Here is an 18,973-nt window from a genome sequence, read left to right as displayed (position 1 = left end):
ACACGATGCTACTATGTTAAATGTTAAGCCAAATCTCGAACCTGCTGCTGGGTCGCCTGTAGCAGGATTTATTTTCTTCTTAATAGAGAAAAAATAATGTTTACTATTAATGCAGAAGTACGTAAAGAGCAGGGCAAAGGTGCGAGCCGCCGCCTGCGTAGAGCTAACAAGTTTCCAGCTATCGTATACGGTGGCAACCAAGAGCCAATTTCTATTGAACTGGATCACGATCAAGTTATCAATATGGAACACAAAGCTGAATTTTATAGCGAAGTTCTGACCCTGGTTATCGACGGTAAAGAGACTAAAGTTAAAGTGCAGGCTGTACAGCGCCATCCGTTTAAACCAAAACTGGCACACATTGACTTCCTGCGTGCTTAATTAGCCACAGCCGAGCTTTTCGGGACGCCGAGTAAATAACGCCGCAAATGCGGCGTTATTTATTTTTTGGCCTCAATGACCACCACTCTTAATGACCACCACTACGGCGCTGTAACTGGTCACGTAAATTTGGTGGCGTACCTTTAATGGTTAAAGTATCCGTTGCCGGGTCCCAGAAAATTCTTTCACCAAATAACATCGCATCAAAATTGATTGTTAACCCGCCACCACTGCCGGCAAATTTAGTTAGCTGACGCAACGTACTGCGATCTGCCGGAAAACTCTCTTCCAATTCATATCCCTTCTCCTGAGAAAACTGCTGGAAATTCTGTTCTCCAAATGTAGGTAATGCCTGCGACAACTCCTTAATTTCTATTTCCTCTCCCGCCTGCAATTGTTCATTACAATAACTGTATACTTGCTGGCGATAGGCTTGACGCTCATTCTTATTAAGCTCACCAGATTCACAATAATCATCAACTGCTTGTAACAGACCTTTATTCTGAACCTTAGCATTCATACCTTCACTGGCGGCAAGAAAATCCATAAAAAAATCTGAAACTTTACGCCCTACCCGGCCTTTCAGGAATGTTAAATAACGGCTTGATTCAGGATTAGTTTCCCACTCCGTCAAATCTATACGAGCAACAATATCTGCGTGAGGAATATCCAGATAATGCGTAGTATTTAAATCCAGATTATCGTTAACAGACATACTGTTACAGCTATTAAGTACAGCAATCAATAAATACTCTACCGCCAGATAGCGATACTGACAAAACAGGACCGTTCCTCCCTCGGCAAACGGATATTTCGCCAGTTCATCCCTCAGACGTGCTGTTGCCGCACGACTAAACCCAAGAAAATCTTCATCACCTTTACGCTGATGCCTGAGCGCTTCTGCCAATTCACTCTCTGCATTAAATAAGCCGTAAGCTTTACTTTTTGCGCTATATACCCGGTGTAATTCAGCCATCATATCTTCCACCACTTGATCGGTGGCGAGTAAAGAATCACGCAACACGACATCTAATGTCTGTTCATCACGCTTGATTAATTGATGCAAGGCAATCTGGTCTATTTGCAGACTCATTCTTTCTACTCCTTTCGCGGCTGATGTCATGCGTTTTAAACACGCATTCAAACACCGATAACAAACGACTGCAATAAAAAACCCCGAAAGAAAACAACGTTTCGTCATCTGCCATCAACTATAATTTACTGGCAGATATCAAAAAATTGCTAAAAATAGGTTATTACTGCAACATAATCTTATCCGTGAATTAATTTGCCACAAAAGAGCGGAAAATCACGCATCTATACGGTAAGATAATACGCTTTGTTAGTTCAGGAAGTTTAAATCTATGCCACAGTCATCTCGTTACAGTGACGAACACGTTGAACGCTTATTAACAGAACTCGTTAGTGTTCTGGAAAGAAACCGTACGCCAACAGACCTTTCTCTAATGGTACTGGGCAATATGGTAACAAACTTAATCAATACGAGTATATCTCCTGCACAGCGCAGACATATTGCTGACTCGTTTGCACACGCGCTTAAATCTTCGGTAAACGAAGATAAAGCCCATTAATTTTTAACTAAGACGACAATGTAAACAAAATATGGTAACTAGCCGTCAGCGTTATCGTGAAAAAGTTTCCCAAATGATTAGCTGGGGGCATTGGTTTGCCCTATTTAATATTCTGTTCAGTCTTGGATTAGGTAGTCGTTACCTGTTTGTTTCTGACTGGCCGAGCTCACTGTTCGGCCGAGTCTATGCTCTGGCGAGTTGGCTTGGGCACTTTAGTTTTATTGTTTTTGCCGCTTATTTGCTGATCCTGTTTCCACTGACATTTATTGTCATGTCACAGCGCCTGCTAAGGTTTCTTTCAGCCATTTTCGCCACGGCCGGGCTGACACTGTTAATATTCGACATTGCCATATACAACCGTTTCCATCTTCACCTCACACCTTTAGTATGGGATTTAGTAATCAATCCTGATCAAGGGGAACTTGCGCGAGAATGGCAGCTACTGTTCATCTGTATTCCAGTCATTTTTCTGATACAGATGTTATTTGGCACCTGGAGTTGGCAGAAACTACGCAGCCTGAATCGGCAACGGTTTGGTAAACCGCTGGCTGCCGTCCTTATTTCGGCTTTTTTAGCTTCCCATTTGATATATATCTGGGCTGATGCTAATTTTTATCGTCCGATTACCATGCAACGTTCTAACCTGCCGCTCTCCTATCCAATGACAGCGCGTAAATTTCTTGAAAAACATGGTTTGCTCGATCAACAAGAATATCAGCGCCGTCTTATGCAACAGGGTGATCCTGCCGCGCTGACAGTGGAATATCCACTTAATGACCTGACTTATCAGAATCAAGGAAGCGGATACAACCTGTTAATACTGGTAGTCGATAAACTGGATAACAGAGATATTACAGAGAATATGCCTGTGCTCTCTCATTTCAGAGAAACCAACATTCAGTTCAATCAACATTTCAGTACTGGGATTCAAAATGATACTGCCCTATTCGGGTTGTTTTATGGCATTTCTTCAGGTTATCTGGATGGAATATTGGCTGGACGTAAATCATCAGCCCTGATTAATGCCCTGACTCATCGGGGATATCAATTTGGCCTATTCTCTTCTGTAGGGTTTAATACTCCGCTTTATCGTCATGCATTACTTTCCGACTATTCATTGCCTACTGAGGTCAACCAAAGTAACCAACTCACGGTGGAACAATGGCAGCAATGGCTAAATTTACCCAATAATAATGCTCCGTGGTTCTCCTTCTTGAGGCTAAATGGCTTGGATAAAGTGAATGCAGTAGGTAATGCTGCTGCGCTTGATGTTCAAATTAATGCTGTACTAGAGACACTAAAAAATAAAAATGCACTGAACAATACTGTCATTGTTATTACCGCTGAACACAGTGAAATCGCCGCTACACATCCACCTAGATGGATAAACAATGGCAAATTTAATCGTGCTCAGATGCATGTTCCACTGCTGATTCATTGGCCTGGAACACCATCACAGACAATTAATAAACTGACAAGTCATCAGGATATCATGACAACATTAATGCAGCGTTTGTTGCATGTCAGCAATACTCCTGCTGATTATTCTCAAGGCCAAGATCTATTTGCAGCACAGCGTGACAATCCGTGGGTGATTACCGGTGATGATGGTTCCCTAATCATTACAACCAGCGAAAACACCTTGTTCCTGGATAAAAATGGTGACTATTACCTATATGACCTGGAAGGCAACGAAATAAAAGATGCTAAACCTAATCTGGCGCAACTGTTACAGATATTAACCGAGGTTAAACATTTTATAGCTAATTAAATGCTTAAAAATCAATCGGTCACAAAATTCAGCACTTGCTTTTAGATAAAAAATCAGTACTATAATAGGAATTATCGGCATGTAGCGCAGCTTGGTAGCGCACCGTCATGGGGTGTCGGGGGTCGGAGGTTCAAATCCTCTCATGCCGACCAAATTTCCCTAGAAAAACCAACCTGTTAGGGTTGGTTTTTTTTATGGCTGTGGCTTAGTTGGTGTAAAACTCCTCTTACCCAACTTCATTCATTTGGGCATCTCCGGCCACTCAATATCAGGCGTTTGTAAAATATCTACACGAGCGAGTAATACTCTGTATCTTTTCCACTCCTGCAAAGCGGCTTTTTCTGCTTCGGTAGCAATTTCTAAATCAACCGAGTCTTGCAACAATGAGAGTGTTTCATTTGCCTGTTGTAACAGTTCTGCTTGCTGTTGCTTTGCTTCCGTAATCTGATGGGATCTGAGAAGGTCTTTATCAACCACCCACTCTTTACCATCCCATCGATCGTAATCGGTATCAGGTTTCTTGAATGTCAGAATTTCTGGCAGCTCACCCAGTTCAGTAACTTCTTGCTGTGCATGGGTTTGTTTGTTGTAAACGATTTTCCCTCGGTGGTCAGGGACAATTTCCCAACGCTTACCGTCTTCACTGCGACAAATAGCCATATTATCAGAATCAGGAAGCTCTGGCGCATCAGGGTAAGAACGCGCTGATAAACCCACACCTTTTGCGACATATTCAAAATTAGTTCCAGCAAATTCTCTCGAATAAGGATTAACATGATAAACCTTTATCCAGCCGGCTTGAGTCGCTAATCCGTCTTCACCTAATATGGCAATTTCTGAATCTAAGATAGATTCTTGTGTCACTATTATTCCCGCCTTGACGACGTAGTTAAATGCAATATTACGAGGTCTTGACACTCCTATATAATCCTTACTCGCTTCCCCGAGATGAGTCTTTTCAATCCATTTAATTCTTGTCGAAATATTGCTACTTTCGGGAACATCCCACTTCAATTTTCCACGATCATTGAGTGAGAAGGTAAGAATATTATCACCAGGCTCATAAATTTCCTGTACCAAATAAGACCCTTCTTGCCATGATAATAATGAACGAGATGGATCTACCCCTCTTCCATCATCCCAGCCCCGGATAAATTCTCCCCTTAAATCGGGTAATCTACCGTCAGGATAAACTTCCGCCAACTTCGGATACTGTAATTTATTAAAGAATGCACCATTACAAGTGAGATAGCCGATAGGTGGATAGGGCAACGGCCACGGAATAGGAGAACCGACAGGAATTTCATTAGCTGTTTTAATCCGATTATCTATCTCTTCGCGGGTATACTCGCGTAATGAATTTATTACTTCCTGAACAAGCTTTTGTGTAACCGCTAATGTATCGCTATTGCCAATTACATTTGTAAGCTGAACAACACCTTTTTGTGTTAATGAGGCGCCAGGAATATCTGTTGTAATTTTTTGTTCTAATGCTTTATTTAATTGAGCGGTGAGTTTGACTATGTTTCCATCATCCAGAACATCATTGTCAGATCGTGCCGCGATAAAATCAGCCACGGCAGATGATACCGTTGACGCTTGACGTAATACCTTATTTAACAAGTGTGTGGGAACATTATCTGGTGAAAACCCAGTCTGCAAACTCTGATTTGCCTCATATTTTTCTTGACTGACTATATTTGCATTATCACTAATAGAAAAAGCTTTAAAATCATTCTTATGATTCATAAACCTTCCTTAAATTAAATAATATTATTTAATAATCAACATATTGAATTATTGTAAAAACAATCCCCCTACAACTCACGCTAATAAAAGTCTAGTTCAGAAAAAAAATAATGCAGCTTTTTTATTAATTTATAAGGTTAACTATTTTTTATAATTGGCAGCAATACATAGCTCAACATTTTGATATTCAAAATATATCCAAAAATCTATATTCAATATCTGGAAACTATTTTTCTTTTATTCCTTATATCTTTCCCTGCAACTCTCTCTGTTTAACGAACGCTTCACACTGAATCTTTACCCTAATACCTAATCTACCGTGTTCAAGAATATCGTATGACACTCCGTCTTCATAAGAGACACACTCGTTATTCTCATAATCTGATGAGTTTTCAGCCTGCACTTGTTCAGCACTAATCACGCCCTTGCATGCAGTAAGTCCTTTAATGACTTCGGCGTATTTCAATGGCGTTAATTTCTTAAAAAATATAGCGCTGCCCTACATCAAGCGGGTTCGCACCGCTCATTAAAAACTTTAGCCATGCCACAGTCTTTTCTGTTCATAAAAATTCGAAAGGCAATTCGCCAATATTTAAACCACATAGATAGTGGCACTTTTCGGTTTAACATTTGTTTGGCGTACCGAGGTTCTGATTTCACCTCATTGAGATAATCTTCAATCTGGACTTCGAGTTTATTTACTGCTTCATCTATATTGTCACCCTGAGCGGCCAAAGAAAGATCCAAACAGGCAGCTACATACACCCCATCTTGACGATAAGCCATGCAACGTAATCTCATTTTTCTTCTCCTCTTCTATGCATCAGGGTAGCTAGATCTATACAGACCGTATAGAGATGAGTGCAATACGTTTAGTATTGACCAAGCAAACCTTGTTGAAGTTTATCTTAATAACCAATCCAATTCTTTTCATCCAAATCGACTAAGATCCATTCCTTAGATCTTAGGTATTGCTCAGCAAAATACCTGCGTTAATTACTTCCAAATTATTTAGCAGCTTCAATTCGTTGGGTTTCGAGCATTATCGGTGTATGGTGATGTCCAGTAACCGCGTACATAATGGTTCCGGTTACTTTCACGCGGTGCCCAATAAGGCTTCGATACACGGTATAAAACTCATCCTCAACCACCAGTTGCATTAGACTACGATCCCCCCATTCTGGGGCCCCTGTAGCGCATTTTATCGCCTTATCCGGTTGCAACACCCAATAAGTTTCAGGGCTATCCCCGTTTTCCACACTTTCGTAATTTGGTGGACCGGGATAGGTGATCCTTAATAATGTGCCATCAAGAGTAATTTTTTGCCTTTCTTTATAACAGTTCTCTGTTGCTTTATCTGCGGCAATCTTTCTGTACATTTCCGATGACCGGTGATACCAGTCTTGAAGACATTCAACTGCCACGCATTTTTCGCGAAGTTCCCAATTCTGTTTTACCAAAGCTTTAAAGTCCGCATCGTTGTTAGTGGCCAGTTTGGCCTGAAGGTAATTAATATATAGGTTGTCATCAGCTTGGGATAATGCTGGGGTCGAGCAAATTAACTTTTCAGCCTTACTGGTGGCTTTTGCGCAATCAAAGCTCGCACCGAATGATAGGAATGACACACCACACAGTATTAATGCCAAAAAACCTATTAGTGTTCTCATACACTACTCCTATTGGTGATTTTTCAGCATTATTTTAAATACATTAAAGATAAAATCACAACCTAAATTTTTTCTAACTTACAATTCTTTCCTCTGGAGGCTAATTGTATTTTCAACTCTTGATTTCCTCAAATTCATCTGGAAAAAATCTGCCCGATGCTACACGACTGTGAATAATCTGGGCACATCTATTTATTCCCTCATACGGAATTGGATAAGTTCTTCAAGCATCGCTAATTTGATATTGAGATTAAAAAATCTGAGCTCTGTTAAATACAGAACTCAGACTTTAATAGCAGCTTGATTTAAAACATCCAGTGTATGCTGATCTCAGGTTAGATTTGTTAACCAATGTTAACAAAACCATTATAAGAATGGCCTGTTTATTCAAGCTACTTTCGTTATTTTGGTTGTTCCGGCCATTCAATATCAGGAGCCTGTGAAATATCAATCCTGTTCAGCATTACTCTATATTTCTTCCATACCAATAAAGCCGCGTCCTCTTCTTTAGTCGCAATCTCTAAATCAACAGCATCTTGTAATGGTGCTATTTTCTGGCTAGCTTCCAAAATAAATTGTTGCTTTTTGCTTTCAACATATTGCTGCAATTCTTCCTTCGTTGGTGGAGGAATATCTGCCCATTCTGGTAAACCATTCTGACTTGCTATACGATACTTTCCTTCTGGTGCATTATTCGCGGCATATTCTTGATAAATATCAATACTAACCTCAATAATATCATCGGGCAATGAACCAGAAGCAATATAATTCTGCTCCAATTCTATAGGATAGAATGAATTTGTTTTTGCACTATAAAAATACATGATTAATATCCTATCGCCAAATATCTTACAAAATTACCTGCTAACTGGGATGCACCATTTCTGCATGTTATAATAAATTGACTTGCAGAAATAGGTAAAGCAGCAACTCCAGCGCCAGCATTTTCAAACTCAGAATATGTTGCAACGATCTGGAAACAAGCATTAGGGAATGGAATCGGGAAATTTCTATAATCATTTATATTCATAGAGCCGTTTGCCTGGCCCCACTGAATAATTATTCCAGTATCACCACATTTCCACCAACCATTCACAACCTTGTTAGCCGTATTCACATTAAGATTACAACACTTTGCAATTTTTTGTTCTAATACGCTTTTGAAGCGTGAGGTGATTTTGGGTACATTGCCATCATCCAAAACATCAGTGCCAGATTCTGTCGCAATAAAATCAGCTATAGCAGATGATATAGTTGATGTTTGACGCAATATCTTATTTAATACGTGATTAGGAATATACTGATTGTCTGGAAACCCAATTAACAACTCCGGATATACTTCATAGCCTTGTTGACTCAACACATTAGCATTATTACTAATAGCAAAAGCTTTAAAATCATTTTTGGCACTCATATACATATCCTTAAATTAAATGACATTATTTCATAATAAACATATTGAACTATCACTAAAGATGATTTCTCACAATTCATATCGATAATAGTCTAGTTTAGAAAAACAATAATGAAATATTTTTATAACTAAAAGGAGTAACTATTTTTATATAATTGCCAACAATAAATAATCCGATATATTGCAATCAAAAACATCCCTAAAATCATTATATTCAACATTCTAAATTATTATTTTTCATATCTTTATTTTTTCCTGCAATTATTTTATCTTTAAATAAAAAATATAATTTTACAATATTTTAATTATAGCAACAAAAAATGGCCTGAATAAAAACTCCATTTATTCAGGCCCGTTAACAGAGATTTTTCCTTATAACTTTCCATATTATTCATATATAGCCAAAATCCATATTTAAATTCTAGCTATATTCTTAAGATACTCACCAAAAGATTACTGCATCAGACAATCCAAGAAATAAGTGCCAGCCTATAACCTCATACGCCCAAATAAATTACTGGTATCATACTGATATTTAATGGACGATTTTCGTCTGCCGTTGGTACTACCTTCGATGCATCAAAAGTGGCATATGCGAATATTGAAGCTGAATCAGGAGTGTTCTTTTTCGCAACACTTCCTTCAGAGTTCAAATTTACACCAGAAAATGCTCCGCTGGCACGAGCAAAAAGCCCCCAACTCTGCAATCCTACATCACCTATAATATTTCTAATTGCATCTCCTTGTATCACACCAGGTGTCAACCCAGCACGCACGAATACCCCTCGTCCATTAACAAACAGATTAGGAAGATTGATTTTATCACCATTCAGTTTAATTCCCCATGCCGCCTTATATGCATCAGATAAATTATTTAATGCTCTACCAATAGCAGAATCAATTGGGTAAACAGCACCATTCGCAATATATTCTCCTTTAGCTAAATCTGATGCTGGATGTGCAGATAAATAGATATCACCCGGTCGTTTAGCGCCAACATCAATCGCGGAAAGTGTAATATCCTCAGTCAACTCCTTCCCGTTGATTCTCCGATTATTAGGTACTCTGCCATTAATATTTTCAAGTAATGAATTAACTATTACCTTAACCAGCTTTTGCGTCACTGCCAATGTATCACTATCACCAATCACATCGGTAAGTTGCACAATACCTTTCTGTGTTAATGAAGCATTAGGAATTCCTGTTATCGCTTTCTGTTCTAAAGCTTTATTTAACTGTGCGGTGAGTTTAGTTACATTACCATCATCTAAAACATCCTCACCAGATTGTGTCGCAATAAAATCAGCTACAACCGATGTTATTGCTGATGTTTGGCGAAATATCTTATTTAACATGTGATTATCAATATACTGCCGGTCTGGAAACCCACGCGGCAAATTCGGATCTGTTTCATAGAGTTGTTGACTAACCACATTAGCGCCACTACCAATAGCAAAAGCTTTAAAATCATTTTTCATACTCATATCTCCCCATTATATTATTTTACAATTAGTATATTAATTCATTACGTAGACGATTTACCTAAATTCACGCCTATTAGATTCCAATTTCCTATTACAATTTTTCCATTCCAAATTCCAAACTGAATCTTTCAGTATCGTACCCTCAACATCAACAAAACCATTGTATGAATGACCTATTTATTCAGACCATTATTTCGGCTGCTCCGGCCACTCAACATCAGGGGCCAATGAAATATCAACTTTGCTCAACACTACCCTATATTTCTTCCATTCCAATAGAACTGCTTTTTCTGCTTCGGTGGCAATGCCTAAATCAACAGAGTCTTGTAGTGGAGCGACAAGATTATTAATTTTAGTCAATAACTGAGACTTCTCATGTTCTGCTTGCTGTATTAATTCTTCTTTAGTAGCAACATAAGTATTATCAGATTCTACTGCCGTATTCTCCCCAACCGCCTTGTCAGAAGGTTTATTCAACGAATTATATTCTTGCGCCCAAGGTGTCCACGGACTATCGTGGAATTGGCTCCGCGTATATACCCGACTGCTGTTATAAACAAAATAACGTTGAATAACCCCAGCCGCTTTCAACACAATAAGCGACCCCGCGAACGGCTCAGGGTAATTCGCACCATTTTTGGCATGAGCATTATATTCTTGATAATAAATCCCCGGTGTTTTATAAATATTTAAATCTGCGTTATCACCTAAATTAATCGACTGCCCAGAGAAGATGTCTTGAGAAGTAATATTGATATCCGCAGCTAAAGCTTTTCCATTAATTTTACGTAGCCCTGTAATATATCGAGAATCAGACTCTGATTTTGCATATGCTCCAACCTCTCCGGCAGTAGGTCTATTCAATGTATTATATTCTCTCGTCCAAGGCGTCCACGGGCTTTCATGAAACTGACTACGTGTATATACCCGACTGCTGTTATAGACAAAATAACGTTGAATAACCCCGGCCGCTTTCAATACAACCAGCGATCCCGCGAACTGCTCAGGGTAATTATTACCATTTTTGGCATGAGCATTATACTCTTGATAATAAATCCCCGGTGTTTTGTAATTATCTAAATTCGCATTGTCGCCTAAACTATGTGCCTGCCCAGCAAGGATATCCTGAGAAGTAATATTAATATCCTCAGTTAATACTTTCCCGTTAATTTTTCGGGTGTTTGGTATTCTGGTATTAATATTTTCACGCAATGAATTTATTATTTCCTGAACTAATTTTTGCGTAACCGCCAATGTATCACTATTACCCACTACATCGGTAAGCTGAACAATACCTTTTCGTGTTAATGAGGCATTTGGAACTTCTGTTGCAATTTTTTGTTCTAAGGACCTATTTAGCTGATCGGTAAGTTTAGTTATATTACCATCATCCAAAATATCATTTCCGGATTGTGTCGCGATAAAATTAGCTATCACAGATGATATTGTTGACGATTGGCGTAATACCTTATTTAACAGATTAACAGGAATATTATCTGCTGAAAATCCAGTCTGCAAGCTCTGGTTTTCTTCATACTTTGCTTGACTCACTACATTAGCATTATCACTAACAGAAAAAGCCTTAAAATCATTTTTGGCACTCATATACAATCCTCAAATTGAATAATATTATTTACAATAAACACCTTTAATTATTGCAAAAACAACCTCTCTTAATTTACGCCAGCAATAGTCTAGTTCATAAAAACAATAACAAAACATTCTTATAAATCAGAATATTAACTATTTTTATACAATTTAAAAAACGAAAATTAAATTTCACAAATTTATTCTCATCTTTATTCTACATTTTTCTATCTAACTTTCTTGTTTTAAGTTATAAACTGAATTTTTCAGCACATTATATAAAAAGCTCTGATTTTAACTCTACATTTTACATATTAAATTATTTCAAAAACAAACTAATTTTATGATTAAAATCTAAAATCCTGATTAAAATATCTGATCACTTAAAGTCAGCATTATTTTACCTAGAGAGATTTTTAATATATTGAGAATCTAACAGCAGAACGGAAAGAATACATTGACGATGATAATAACTATCAGATTAAAGAAAAATTAAAAAGTCTGACTCCCGTTAACTACAGAGCTCAGACTTTAATAGCCAATTAATTTAAACTGTTTAAGTTTTGAGAGGCAATGCAAAAGTAAAAAACATTTATTTTTGCATTATAGGTTAATATCAATATCCTACTGCAAACCAAAACGCAGAGTTCTCAGTCTCATATGCCCAATAACTAAACCCTGTCACAGACAATTGTCTGGCAACAACATTATGTGATGATGATAAATCAGACTTATCACCCAATGTCAATGAAACATTTACACAAGCATTAGGGAACTGGATAGGAAAATTAACCGGTGTATCGTATGCTGTCCAGTTTACAATTCCCCACTGATAAATCACTCCTGTATCTCCACATTTCCACCAACCATTCACTGATTTCAAAGCTGTACTTTTATTTCCTTTAGCATTAACCAAGTTATCTACTTCTGCTTTTGTATACCCGCTAATAACCCTGTCAGCAGGTTTATTCAATGTATTATATTCCTGCGCCCAAGAAGTCCACGGATTATCATGAAATTGGCTACGTGTATATACCCGGCTGCTGTTATAGACAAAATAGCGTTGAATGATTCCAGCCGCTTTCAACACAATAAGTGAACCAGAAAGCGGTTCTGGGTAATTGACGCCATTTTTAGCATGAGCATTATAATCCTGATAATAAATACCTGGTGTTTTACAGTGATCCAAATTTACATTATCACCTAAACTAATTGCCTGCCCATTCAAAATATCCTGAGAAGTAATAGTGACATCCGTAGCTAAAGATTTTCCATTCACCCTGCGAATTCCCGCAATATATCGAGAATCAGATTCTATTTTTGTATATGCGCCAATCTCATCAGCCGTAGGTTTATTCAGCGTATTATATTCTCTAGTCCAAGGCGTCCACGGATTATCATGAAACTGGCTACGTGTATATACTCGACTACTATTATAGACAAAATAACGTTGAACCGTCCCAGCCGATTTCAATACAACAAGAGCACCGGCGAGAAATTCAGGGTAATTAAGGCCATTTTTGGCATGAGCATCATACTCTTGATGATAAACTCCCGGTGTTTTGTAGCTATTCAAATCCGCCTTATCACCTAAACTAATAGCCTGCCCGCCCAAAATATCCTGAGAAGTAATAGTGATATCCTCAGACAGTACTTTCCCGTTAATTTTTCGAGTATTGGGTACCTTGGTATTAATACTTTCACGTAATGAATTTACTATTTCCTGAGCAAGCTTTTGTGTAATAGCCAATGTGTCACTATCGCCCAACACATTAGTAAGCTGAACAACACCTTTTTGTGTTAATGAGGCATTAGGAACTTCTGTTGTGATTTTTTGTTTTAATGCCTTATTTAATTGCTCAGCAAGTTTAACTACATCGCCATCATCCAGAATATCACTACCAGATTGTGTCGCAATAAAGTTAGCCACCACAGATGCTATGGTTGACGATTGACGTAATACTTTGTTTAACAGATTACTAGTAATATTATCCGGTGGAAATCCAGCCTGCAAACTTTGATCTTCTTCATATTTATCTTGACTCACTATATTAGCATCATTACTAATAGAAAAAGCCTTAAAATCATTCTTAGCACTCATATATACCCCTTAGATTAAATATCATTACCTATATATTGAATTATTATTAAAGCAACCCCCAAAAATTTACGGCAGCCATAGTTTAATTCATAAAAATAATAATAAAATGTTCTTCTAACTTAGGAGAATAATTATTTTTATATAATTGACAGCAAGAAAAAACCAACAAATTTCAACTAGAAATATATTCAATCCACTCATATTCAACATCTAAAATATTTCACTTTGTCATTACTTATTTTTATATTTCAAATTACAGACTGAATTTTTTAATATTCTAACAGCGCTGACTATTTAGACGGCACTTTATTAATAATATGTCAATACCATATGACTTTATTTCTACTTTAGTGACTTAAAGCAATTAACATCAGAAATGAGTGAAGTACTGTTGCTAGTAGTGAAAATATTCACTCACTCTAATAAACCATTTTTATTCCCTGTATATACCCGTCATCTTTCAAGTTGCTCTTTGTTGGCTGCGCTCACTCACCCCGGTCACATAGTTCTCTATGCTCCCGGGGATTCGCTCCCTTGCCGCCGCGATGCATCTTGAAATCCATAGGGTATAGTATTTACATTTCAGAGGAATAATATACTTTTAATATCCAATAGCCATCCAATGGACTGCTCGTGGCCGGAAATCAGTGTTTAGCGCGCCAACAGTTGTTGCTGTAAAAGATACTGCTGTAATATCACCAACTTCAACAAAACAACGATACTCTATAGGAGGCGAAGGTTTTCTTCCGCCATCAGTTGTCGCAACCACAGTTGTACATGCTTTAGGAAAACCAATAGGAAAGTTAATCAAATAATTATCGCTCCCTGTTACAACACCCCACTGATAAATTATTCCTGTATCACCACATCTCCACCAGCCATTCGCAGATTTTAAGGCTGTATTTTTATTACCATATCGAGCGTCAGATTCAGATTTGGCATAACTCCCCACATCCCCCGCACTTAGGTTAATATCATTCGACAGCACTTTCCCATTCACCTTGCGGCTATTAGGTACTCTAGTATTAATATCTCCACGTAATGAATTTACTATTTCCTGAGCAAGCTTTTGTGTCACTGCCAATATATCACTATTGCCAATGACATCAGTAAGCTGAACAACGCCTGATTGGGTTAATGAAGCACTGGGAATTTCTGTTGTGATCTTTTGTTTTAATGCCTTATTTAATTGCTCGGTAAGTTTAGCTACATTTCCATCATCTAGAACATCACCGCCAGATTGTGTCGCAATGAAATTAGCCACAACAGATGATATGGTTGACGATTGGCGTAATACCTTATTTAATATGTGAGGCGTCATAGAATAGGGTGGAAACCCAGTTTGTAATTCCGTACTCCCTTCATATCCTTGCTGACTTATAACATTAGCATTACTATTAGTAGAAAAAGCTTTAAAATCATTCTTGGGACTCATATGTCCTCCTTGAGTTAAATAACGTTATTTTATAATTAACATATTAAATCATTATAAATATAATCTATCAAAATTCACATCAATCAAATTCTAGATCAAAAAAACAATAATAGGATTTTATTCTCAATTAAAACATTAACTATTTTTGTATGATTGGCAGTAATAAATAACTCAATATCTAAAAAATACTCTTCTCTGTTTTTTATTTTCTGTTCTCTATTCATTTTGACAAACCAATTTACTTCCATTAGATCAAATTATGTCTAAGGTAAACTAACTCTCTAATGTAGATTGGAATTTCCCATTAATATCTGAAATCCTACTCATGTAATAGATGTCAGCATATCGACCATTACGAAAAGCATAATGTTTAGCCATTCCCTCAATCTCAAATCCAAATTTTTTATATAATGCGATAGCAGCATCATTATCTGTATATACTTCCAACTCTATGCGTTCGATATTTAACCAATTATCACACATGTCGATCATAACCTTCATTAATTCGCTACCAATACCCTGTCCCTGATAATCAACATGTACTCCCATACCAAAAGTAGCAACATGGCGACGCCGCAGGTTTTGGCATACTTCAATACCAATCTGACCTACAATTTTCCCATTAATACAAGCAACTAAAGAGAAACATCCGGCAGAAAGATTTGTAATGCGCTTTATCCACGTCTCCAGAGAAGGATATGGTAACTGTAAAGTACTACAGTAAACTTGTGGGTTAGCGTATAACTGGCGAACTTGTTCACAATCACCTTCTTCAACATGACGAATCACTATATTCTTCACTTAAAAACTCCTAATCTTTAGCTTGAATATTTAGATTAACATGGATGTTTTGCTAAAAGCATAGAGAAAATATCGATATTTGGTTTGAAGTTAATCTTTGGAGGAAATCCAAAATACAAGATTGTCTATAGCGCACAGTATCTTCCTCCACAAGATTCGCTCACTTCATCACCTAAAACACCGATACAAAATTATTTTAATCTTTAAAATAATTTTTAAAAACTGCTTGACTCTGAAGTTTTTCTGATTAAAATCACAGCCACAATTTAGATTTTCGTGAAACAAATCACACTTTACCCATAAAGAGAGTTCATCATGAAATCTGTTACATCTTTCATATCAAGTGTTCATAGCGTTGTTGTCTACTTGTCAACACCTTGCTTTCTGTAAATTTGCTTTTTAACCGATGCGTGAAAGGCCAGTTTCCAAGCTGGCTTTTATATTCAGGGCTTAGCCCGGTCAAATTAACCGGTTAATCCATTTTTTTATTTCCTGATTTCGTTTCAACTTTCTGCTAATGGTTGATGGACTTCAGTGCATTTTCCTTTGGAAAAGGAAAGATGCTAAGGTAATAGCAACCAACCTCCCCGCCTGAAAATGCACTTATTAGTGCAGTCGAATCCATTTGTTATTAATAATCCTATGCGTTAAGCGTTCATTTCTTTAACAAAGCAACTTCATCCATATTTTTCTGGCACAGCAGAGTAAGATTAGTAATAGAACGAGTAAGATTATCTATAGTACTCTCCAGCTTTTTAATATCCATTTCCAGTTGTTTGTTTTTCATATCCAATGCACTCATTTTTGCCAATTCAGTATATAATTGCTGGCCATTCACCGCTTCCGTACTATTCTTAGAAATATCCCCGGCAGCAACATTCACAATCTTACGTTGATTACCTGGTTTTCCTACAGAAACAACATTCGATTTACTGGCAACAGAATTTGCACCTAATGCAATGCCCCCACTTGCTGTTACAGAGGCGTTTTGACCAATCGCAATTCCCTGAGGCGCACTAATACTAACCTTTTGCCCCACGGCAATAGCAGACGAAGAGTTAGATTTAGAGTCTGATCCCAATACAATGCTCTTACTTCCTGTTACAGAGGAGTTTTGACCAATCACAATTGCCTGAGAACCACTGGCAGAAACCTTTTGCCCCAGAGCAATAGCAGACGAGCCGCTGGATGCAGAACTGTCTCCTAATGCAACGCTCATACTTCCTGTGGCAGAGGAATTTTGACTAATTGCTACTGCCTGATTCCCCCTGGCAATCGCTTTTTTCCCCAGAGCAATAGCAGATGAACCGCTGGATACAGCATCTGATCCCACTGCAACACTCGAACTTCCTGTTGAAGTGGAGTTTTGACTAATTGCTACTGCCTGAACCCCACTAGCAACAACCTTTTGCCCTAGGGCAATAGAAGCTGTGCCACTGGATACAGAATCAGCGCCAATCGCAATTGGCCATATGATTTTATCACCCTGATTATCTTTCTCTTCTCTACCCGCCCGTTGATTTTGCCCAATAGCAATAGCGGCCTCACTAATTGATTTAGAAACTAATGGTGAAGCACCAATTGCTATAGCATATATTGCTGGTGCTTCTGCATTCCCAACAACAACTGAATCTTTACCAATTGTTTGAGCAGTTATATTCATATCTTCTGTAGACATATATATCCCCCTAATTCAGAAATTAAATTATTACAACTTAGTATTTTTCATCAAAAACAACCAAATAACACATAATAATTTCTTTTCAAATTTGTCACTATGAGATATTAAATAAACTTAATGTAATTTTAAACGATCACTATATCCCCTATTTTTACGCAAACCTAAATTAACGCCCAATCGATAAAATAAAATATTATACGAAAAATTAAATTTGTAAATAAATTAAAACCATGTAGTTATGAAACATATTTCATGGATTTATTTAATGTATCATATGACTCCATTAAATATAATGACTTATCGAACCCGTAAAATAAAAACCGATACTATGTTACTTGTATATATTTTCATTCCCCTCAACACAACCACTTATATAATTTACCCGAGTAAATGTAGTTAGTATGCAAAATCGAGCAGGACAATTATTCTGTTATTCACTGCGACATACCCCATAAATCATTACCAAATAATAATTCTACCACTAAATCATTTATCATATATTCTCAGCCCAATAGCCAAGAATATATGAAATAACTACCAATGGATATTAATAATTCAATGCATCGAGAAGTCGTTTCTTCAATGATGCAACATCATCCACACTATTCTGAAGTAGCAAAGTAAGATTAGCTATATCACTTTCCAGAGATTGAACCTTCTCTTCCAATTCCTTATTCTTCGCATCCAATAATGCATCAATCCTTGCCGATTCAGCATGTAACTGCTGACCATTAACCGCCTCAGTACTGTGATTTGAAATATCTCCCGCCGCGACATGTATAATCTTACGCTCATGGCCGGTTTTTCCTACAGAAACAACATTCGGTTTATTAGCAATAGAATCTGCACCTAATGCAATACTCCCTTTTTCTGTTGCAGAAGAGTGTTGACCAATCGCCACAGCCTGAGCCGCACTAGCAGTCACCTTTTGTCCCAAAGCGATAGAAGCCAGGCCGTTGGATACAGAATCAGCACCAATCGCAATAGGCCAAACGACTTTCGCATCACCTTGTTTACCCGCAATTTGATTTTGCCCAATGGCAATAGCCGCTTCACTGATTGTTTTAGAATTTCGGGGGGAAGCACCAATCGCGATAGAATGCACTGCCGGCGCTTCTGCACGTCCAAGTACAACTGCATCCTTACCAGTTGTGTGTTCAGCTGCGTTGGTATTTTCAATAGACATATTAAACCTCTTAATTTATAAATTAAATAACCATGCGTTGTTTGAAACTTAATAAAATATTCAACAGAATATGATATCGATTACGTGAACTCGCTCCACATATCAAAACTTAAATTAACGTTAT

17 protein-coding genes, 1 tRNA gene and 2 pseudogenes are annotated in these 18,973 nt (G+C 37.5%); 6 read left to right on the top strand and 14 right to left on the bottom strand.

The features are described from left to right. The first annotated feature begins 96 nt into the window (after nt 1-96). Nucleotides 97-381: a 50S ribosomal protein L25 gene (rplY, locus tag EAE93_RS13710; RefSeq protein ID WP_105398219.1), complete on the top strand. Its 285-nt coding sequence runs from the start codon at nt 97-99 to the stop codon at nt 379-381. Between the two features lie 88 nt (nt 382-469). Here rplY and yejK read toward each other — a convergent pair whose 3' ends face one another. Next, the gene (yejK, locus tag EAE93_RS13705) at nt 470-1,474 is read right to left on the bottom strand and encodes a nucleoid-associated protein YejK (RefSeq protein WP_214039886.1); all 1,005 of its coding nucleotides are present in this window, start codon (nt 1,472-1,474) and stop codon (nt 470-472) included. Nucleotides 1,475-1,745: 271 nt separating this feature from the next. Here yejK and EAE93_RS13700 point away from each other — a divergent pair, with 271 nt between their 5' ends. From EAE93_RS13700 to EAE93_RS25580, 4 genes and pseudogenes are all read left to right on the top strand, one after another. Continuing rightward, nucleotides 1,746-1,973 (top strand): YejL family protein, encoded by a 228-nt coding sequence (locus tag EAE93_RS13700; protein WP_011147091.1) that lies wholly within the window; start codon nt 1,746-1,748, stop codon nt 1,971-1,973. A 31-nt stretch (nt 1,974-2,004) separates the two neighbouring features. Beyond that, entirely contained in the window at nt 2,005-3,744 is a 1,740-nt protein-coding gene (yejM, locus tag EAE93_RS13695) for an LPS biosynthesis-modulating metalloenzyme YejM (RefSeq protein WP_040153161.1), read from the top strand. Nucleotides 3,745-3,819: 75 nt separating this feature from the next. Further along, nucleotides 3,820-3,896 (top strand) — tRNA-Pro (locus tag EAE93_RS13690). Beyond that, a pseudogene (locus EAE93_RS25580) lies at nt 3,852-3,945 on the top strand (hypothetical protein); the annotation flags it as partial. The gene EAE93_RS13690 and the pseudogene EAE93_RS25580, both read left to right, overlap by 45 nt. 39 nt (nt 3,946-3,984) lie before the next feature. On the opposite strand, the gene EAE93_RS13685 reads toward EAE93_RS25580, so the two are convergent. From EAE93_RS13685 to EAE93_RS13650, 8 genes and pseudogenes are all read right to left on the bottom strand, one after another. Beyond that, nucleotides 3,985-4,608, bottom strand: coding sequence for a tail fiber assembly protein (locus EAE93_RS13685; protein WP_082301060.1), 624 nt, complete (start codon nt 4,606-4,608; stop codon nt 3,985-3,987). A 228-nt stretch (nt 4,609-4,836) separates the two neighbouring features. Beyond that, nucleotides 4,837-5,493, bottom strand: a pseudogene (locus EAE93_RS13680) (tail fiber protein); the annotation flags it as partial. 504 nt (nt 5,494-5,997) lie between these two features. Continuing rightward, the gene (locus EAE93_RS13675; RefSeq protein ID WP_040149098.1) at nt 5,998-6,294 is read right to left on the bottom strand and encodes a type II toxin-antitoxin system HicB family antitoxin; all 297 of its coding nucleotides are present in this window, start codon (nt 6,292-6,294) and stop codon (nt 5,998-6,000) included. A gap of 206 nt (nt 6,295-6,500) precedes the next feature. Next, entirely contained in the window at nt 6,501-7,160 is a 660-nt protein-coding gene (locus tag EAE93_RS13670; RefSeq protein WP_110087151.1) for a DUF4431 domain-containing protein, read from the bottom strand. 401 nt (nt 7,161-7,561) lie between these two features. Continuing rightward, complete coding sequence (locus tag EAE93_RS13665; protein WP_110087150.1) at nt 7,562-7,984, bottom strand: tail fiber assembly protein; 423 nt, start codon at nt 7,982-7,984, stop codon at nt 7,562-7,564. A 2-nt stretch (nt 7,985-7,986) separates the two neighbouring features. After that, entirely contained in the window at nt 7,987-8,574 is a 588-nt protein-coding gene (locus EAE93_RS13660) for a gp53-like domain-containing protein (protein ID WP_036814462.1), read from the bottom strand. A 497-nt stretch (nt 8,575-9,071) separates the two neighbouring features. After that, the gene (locus EAE93_RS13655; protein ID WP_214039885.1) at nt 9,072-10,058 is read right to left on the bottom strand and encodes a phage tail protein; all 987 of its coding nucleotides are present in this window, start codon (nt 10,056-10,058) and stop codon (nt 9,072-9,074) included. Between the two features lie 189 nt (nt 10,059-10,247). Continuing rightward, on the bottom strand, nt 10,248-11,663 hold the full coding sequence (locus tag EAE93_RS13650; protein ID WP_214039884.1) for a tail fiber assembly protein: 1,416 nt from the start codon (nt 11,661-11,663) through the stop codon (nt 10,248-10,250). 405 nt (nt 11,664-12,068) lie between these two features. On the opposite strand from EAE93_RS13650, the gene EAE93_RS25575 reads away from it, so the two are divergent. Beyond that, the gene (locus tag EAE93_RS25575; protein ID WP_082301058.1) at nt 12,069-12,191 is read left to right on the top strand and encodes an IS3 family transposase; all 123 of its coding nucleotides are present in this window, start codon (nt 12,069-12,071) and stop codon (nt 12,189-12,191) included. Between the two features lie 70 nt (nt 12,192-12,261). Here the strand turns inward: EAE93_RS25575 and EAE93_RS13640 are convergent, their stop codons facing one another. From EAE93_RS13640 to EAE93_RS13620, 5 genes are all read right to left on the bottom strand, one after another. Next, nucleotides 12,262-13,746 carry a pyocin knob domain-containing protein gene (locus EAE93_RS13640; protein WP_214039883.1) on the bottom strand — a complete coding sequence of 495 codons (1,485 nt, stop codon included), beginning with the start codon at nt 13,744-13,746 and terminating at the stop codon, nt 12,262-12,264. Nucleotides 13,747-14,347: 601 nt separating this feature from the next. Further along, entirely contained in the window at nt 14,348-15,181 is an 834-nt protein-coding gene (locus tag EAE93_RS24610) for a gp53-like domain-containing protein (protein WP_250151026.1), read from the bottom strand. Nucleotides 15,182-15,454: 273 nt separating this feature from the next. Beyond that, nucleotides 15,455-15,982 (bottom strand): GNAT family N-acetyltransferase, encoded by a 528-nt coding sequence (locus EAE93_RS13630; RefSeq protein WP_214039882.1) that lies wholly within the window; start codon nt 15,980-15,982, stop codon nt 15,455-15,457. A gap of 655 nt (nt 15,983-16,637) precedes the next feature. Next, complete coding sequence (locus tag EAE93_RS24605; protein WP_250151025.1) at nt 16,638-17,660, bottom strand: hypothetical protein; 1,023 nt, start codon at nt 17,658-17,660, stop codon at nt 16,638-16,640. A 550-nt stretch (nt 17,661-18,210) separates the two neighbouring features. Continuing rightward, nucleotides 18,211-18,849, bottom strand: a complete 639-nt coding sequence (locus EAE93_RS13620) for a hypothetical protein (protein ID WP_040149092.1) — start codon at nt 18,847-18,849, stop codon at nt 18,211-18,213. Between the last annotated feature and the right edge of the window lie 124 nt (nt 18,850-18,973).

It is taken from the genome of Photorhabdus akhurstii, from assembly GCF_018448925.1.
GTDB lineage: Bacteria > Pseudomonadota > Gammaproteobacteria > Enterobacterales > Enterobacteriaceae > Photorhabdus > Photorhabdus akhurstii.
Note: the sequence above shows the minus strand (reverse complement) of the source record. Positions and strands in the feature narration are given on the sequence as shown.

Bases quoted from the DNA above. Each gene is read 5' to 3' on its own strand.
- rplY (WP_105398219.1), top strand. From the start codon at position 97: ATGTTTACTATTAATGCAGAAGTACGTAAAGAGCAGGGCAAAGGTGCG.
- yejK (WP_214039886.1), bottom strand. From the start codon at position 1,474: ATGAGTCTGCAAATAGACCAGATTGCCTTGCATCAATTAATCAAGCGT.
- EAE93_RS13700 (WP_011147091.1), top strand. From the start codon at position 1,746: ATGCCACAGTCATCTCGTTACAGTGACGAACACGTTGAACGCTTATTA.
- yejM (WP_040153161.1), top strand. From the start codon at position 2,005: ATGGTAACTAGCCGTCAGCGTTATCGTGAAAAAGTTTCCCAAATGATT.
- EAE93_RS13675 (WP_040149098.1), bottom strand. From the start codon at position 6,294: ATGAGATTACGTTGCATGGCTTATCGTCAAGATGGGGTGTATGTAGCT.
- EAE93_RS13670 (WP_110087151.1), bottom strand. From the start codon at position 7,160: ATGAGAACACTAATAGGTTTTTTGGCATTAATACTGTGTGGTGTGTCA.
- EAE93_RS13665 (WP_110087150.1), bottom strand. From the start codon at position 7,984: ATGTATTTTTATAGTGCAAAAACAAATTCATTCTATCCTATAGAATTG.
- EAE93_RS13660 (WP_036814462.1), bottom strand. From the start codon at position 8,574: ATGAGTGCCAAAAATGATTTTAAAGCTTTTGCTATTAGTAATAATGCT.
- EAE93_RS13655 (WP_214039885.1), bottom strand. From the start codon at position 10,058: ATGAGTATGAAAAATGATTTTAAAGCTTTTGCTATTGGTAGTGGCGCT.
- EAE93_RS13650 (WP_214039884.1), bottom strand. From the start codon at position 11,663: ATGAGTGCCAAAAATGATTTTAAGGCTTTTTCTGTTAGTGATAATGCT.
- EAE93_RS13640 (WP_214039883.1), bottom strand. From the start codon at position 13,746: ATGAGTGCTAAGAATGATTTTAAGGCTTTTTCTATTAGTAATGATGCT.
- EAE93_RS24610 (WP_250151026.1), bottom strand. From the start codon at position 15,181: ATGAGTCCCAAGAATGATTTTAAAGCTTTTTCTACTAATAGTAATGCT.
- EAE93_RS24605 (WP_250151025.1), bottom strand. From the start codon at position 17,660: ATGTCTACAGAAGATATGAATATAACTGCTCAAACAATTGGTAAAGAT.
- EAE93_RS13620 (WP_040149092.1), bottom strand. From the start codon at position 18,849: ATGTCTATTGAAAATACCAACGCAGCTGAACACACAACTGGTAAGGAT.